The 4,040-nt window shown below is 58.6% G+C and carries 2 protein-coding genes; one reads left to right on the top strand and one right to left on the bottom strand.

Features of this window, described 5'->3' with window-relative positions; translation table 11 throughout:
- Positions 1–75 precede the first annotated feature (75 nt).
- Positions 76–2,580, top strand: a complete 2,505-nt coding sequence (locus IRZ31_RS20515; RefSeq protein ID WP_297157384.1) for a mannose-1-phosphate guanyltransferase — start codon at positions 76–78, stop codon at positions 2,578–2,580.
- Between the two features lie 324 nt (positions 2,581–2,904).
- Here the strand turns inward: IRZ31_RS20515 and IRZ31_RS20510 are convergent, their stop codons facing one another.
- Positions 2,905–3,921, bottom strand: a complete 1,017-nt coding sequence (locus IRZ31_RS20510) for an NAD-dependent epimerase/dehydratase family protein (RefSeq protein WP_297157381.1) — start codon at positions 3,919–3,921, stop codon at positions 2,905–2,907.
- Between the last annotated feature and the right edge of the window lie 119 nt (positions 3,922–4,040).

Genomic DNA, 4,040 nt, shown 5'->3' with positions numbered 1-4,040 from the left:
ACGGCGCAGCCCCCTGCTGCGCCGTTGCAGTTTCCATGACCAGATGAGCAACCCCGCGCCAAGGAGAGAAAAGTCATGAAAGCGGTTGTTATGGCCGGAGGGGAAGGATCTCGCCTACGTCCCCTGACCATTAAGCGCCCCAAGCCAATGGTGCCGATCGTGGGCAAGCCCGTCATGGAGCATATCCTGAACCTCCTGAAGCGACATGGGATCACCGAGGTCATCGTCACCGTTCAGTACCTGGCAAGCAATATCGAGGACTACTTCGGCAACGGTTCGCAGTTCGGGATGCGCATTACTTACTCTCGCGAGGATGTCCCTCTAGGCACCGCCGGCAGCGTGAAAAATGCCGAGGAGCATTTGACCGAGCCGTTCCTCGTGATCAGCGGCGATGCGCTCACCGACTATAATCTGAGCGATATCATCCGCTTTCATCAGGAAAAGCAAGCGCTGGCAACTTTGACGCTCGCTCATGTCCATAATCCGCTAGAGTACGGGGTCATTATCACCAACGAAGATGGCCATATCACGCAATTTCTGGAGAAACCTAGCTGGGGCGAGGTCTTCAGCGATACGATCAATACCGGTATCTATGTGCTCGACCCCCGCGTGTTGACCTACTTCGAGAAGAATAAGCCTTTTGACTTCAGCCAGGATCTCTTTCCCTTGATGCTGAAGAAGGGCGACCCCATCTACGGCTATATCGCCAGTGGCTACTGGTGCGATGTAGGCAACCTGAGCGAGTATATGCGCGCCAACGCGGATGCTTTGCAGGGGCGCGTCCAGATCGAGATTCCTGGTCGCCATATTGGCAACAGTGTCTGGTGCGAAGAGGGTGTGGAGATTGCTGAAGATGCTCAGCTCTATGGCCCGGTCTACTTAGGGCACGATTGCAAGATTAAGTCGGGCGCCATTATCCACGGGCCGAGCATCATTGGCCACTATACGATCGTCGATGAGCGGGCCCAGGTCGACCGGAGCATTATCTGGAATAACTCTTATATTGGTGAGCGGGCCGAGCTGCGCGGCGCTCTCGTCGGCTCTTCGACGAGCATCAAGAGCAAGGCGGTGATGTTCGAAGGCTCGGTGATCGGCGATAACTCGATCGTCCAGGAGGGCGCCATTATCCAGCCCAATGTGAAGATCTGGCCCGATAAGGAGATCGAGACCGGCGCTGTGGTCAATAACAGCATTATCTGGGGCTCGCAGGGTAGACGCGGTCTCTTTGGACGTTACGGGGTAACGGGTCTGGTGAATATCGATCTGACTCCCGAGTTCGCCGCCAGCCTTGGCGCAGCTTACGGCGCTATTCTTCCCAAGGGCAGCATCGTTGCTGTCAATCGCGATTCATCACATCGTACCTCACGAATGATTAAGCGGGCGATTGTGGCCGGCCTCCCCTCGGCAGGCATCAACGTTCACGATATTAATCAGGTCCCGATCCCGGTGGCCCGCTACTATGTGCGCAATACCGAGTCCGTCGGCGGCATCCACGTGCGCCTCTCTCCTCACGATCCGCGCATTGTCGACATTAAGTTCTTTGACCAGTACGGCCTCGATATCAATAAGGCGACCGAGCGTAAGGTGGAGAATCTCTACTTCCGCGAGGACTTCCGCCGCGTCTATATCGACGACCTGGGGTCGATCGAAGTCCAGGAGAACGAGCGCGTGCTCAATCTCTATCTGGAGGGCTTCCACAAGGTGGTCGATGAGGGGTTGATCCGTCAGCGCAAGTTCCAGATCGTGATGGATTATGCGCACGGAAGTACGACTCAGCTGCTGCCCGGCATCTTTAACCGCCTCGGTGTGGATGTCATTATCCTGAATACGAGTGCCGATGAGTCGCTGGTCACTCGCACGAAGGATGAGGTGGAGCGCGATCTGCAGCGCCTGGCCACGATTACGGCAGCCCTCCATACCGATCTGGGCATCCGCATCGATCCGGCTGGTGAGCGGATCGCGGTGGTGGATGACCGTGGGCGCATCCTGGATGGGATGAAGATGCTGGCGGTGATGACAAGCCTGATGTTGCGCCGCTTCCATCAGGCGACGGTGGCGGCCCCGGTGACAGCCCCCAGTGCCCTCCAGCATATTGCTAAGCGCTACGATGGCCATATCCTGCATACGCGCGTTCTGCCTCAAGCCCTGATGGCAACGGCGAGCCGTGAGGGGGTGGTGCTGGTTGGCGACGGCGAGGGCGGCTTCATTTTCCCGGAGTTCCTGCCCGCCTTCGATGGCATGATGGCTGTGGCTAAGCTGCTGGAGCTGCTGGCTTACTTTGAGGTGAAGCTCTCTGAGGTGGTGGACGATCTGCCGAGCTACTACTTGAGCCGTACGCGCGTGGCCTGCCCCTGGGAGCACAAGGGCAAGGTCATGCGTATTCTGAGCGAGCAGTATCGCGAGCGACGTGCCAAGCCGATCGATGGGATTAAGATCGATCTGGGAAGCAAGGAGTGGGTGCTGGTGCTGCCAGATGCCGATCGGCCTCTCTTCCACGTAGTGGCGGAATCGGAGTCGAGCGAGCAGGCCCAGGCTCTGGCTGAGAAGTATGCACGCGTGGTAAGCGGCTTGCAGCAGTAGCTCCTATCTGCTCGACAGGTCCGGCTATCTGCGAACCGGCCAGAGATGCAGCCCAAGGGGAGCGCTCTGGTTCCCTATCTCCGCTTTTTCGCTTCCCCCTGGCTTGCAACAAAAAGCCCCGTTGCGGTGGAGGGAATGGCCGCAACGGGGCCAATGAGTTCGGTGTCCGGTCCGATGTCGCCGCTGTCGCTGCACCAGCGTGAGGGAGAGGTTGCTGTCTTCTCGTTCCCTGGGCCGCCCTCCCACTCTCTGGCCGCGCTCTTAGCCAGAGGGCAGGCTGTAATCTGGCGAGCAGCCGCACCCTGGCCTGGCCTGCTTCATGCGCTAGGCCGAGGCCGAGGCTGCCAGACGCGAGGCCGACGCCGCTTCTACGGACCGCGCCAGAACAGGCTGGAGCGGTACAGGCGGCAGGTTGTGACCCAGGCTGGCGCAGATGCTCTGAGCGGTACGCCGTATCCCCTCTTCAAGATCGACGCTCGGCTGCCAGCCAAGGAGTTGCCGCGCCCGGCTGTTATCGAGAGCAATGGCTGCTCCAGTCCGTCCACGCTCACTCAGATAGAGCGGCGGGACTTCGCTGGCCAGTAGGGCGGCGGTCCGCTGATAGAATTCTTCGAGGCTGGTGCCGCTGCCGCTGCTGATGTGAATGGTCTGGTTGCCGCCACGTTCGAGAGCCAGCAGGTGAGCTTGAACCACATCGGCAATGTAGATATGGTCGCGCCTCTCCCCTTGCGGGGCGCGAATGACTACCCGCCTCTGCTCCAGCAGGCTGTAGATGAATTCGGTTAAGGGATGTTGAGCAGTTTGTCTGTCGGTTTCTCCATAGACATCAGCATAGCGTAGAATAACATGCTCTATTCCATAGTAGCGGCTATAGTAGCGAATATACCATTCTCCGGCAAGTTTGCTAATGTCGAGAGGGCGCCGTGGGCAGAGCGGGGCCTCCTCGCTGAGGGGAAGGGCCTGGCCTTCTCCGGCGTAGAGATCGTTGCCGCCAGAGGCAAAGATAAGGCGACCGACGTTGGCCGCTATGCAGCCATCAAGCAGGTTGAGCAGGCCATGAAGATTGACGTCAGCATCGGTTAGCGGACGCTGGCCAGGCAGCAGTGCTGAACGACAGGCCGCATGATGGCTGACAATCTCTGGACGCTCCATCTGGAGCACCGCGTGTAGCCGCGGGTCCCGAATGTCTAGCTGGTAGAAGCGCGCGCGTGGATCAAGACGCTCCCGTGCGCCGCTGGCCAATGAGTCAATGACTATGACCTGATGGCCAGCATCCAGACAGGCACGTGTCAGGTGTGCCCCAATAAACCCAGCTCCGCCAGTGATGGCGATCTTGACCAAGTGTGTCTCTCCCTTCTGTCCTTGCTTGGCTTGCCGCTGTCTCGATCGGTGGCTCTCCGCTATCTCTAGTGTAGCGCTGATCTCTATTATATAGATATATATGTATCTATATGAAAAAG

This window comes from Thermogemmatispora sp. (genome assembly GCF_019683635.1).
Classification (GTDB): Bacteria; Chloroflexota; Ktedonobacteria; order Ktedonobacterales; family Ktedonobacteraceae; genus Thermogemmatispora.
This window is presented reverse-complemented; position numbering and strand designations above follow the sequence as displayed.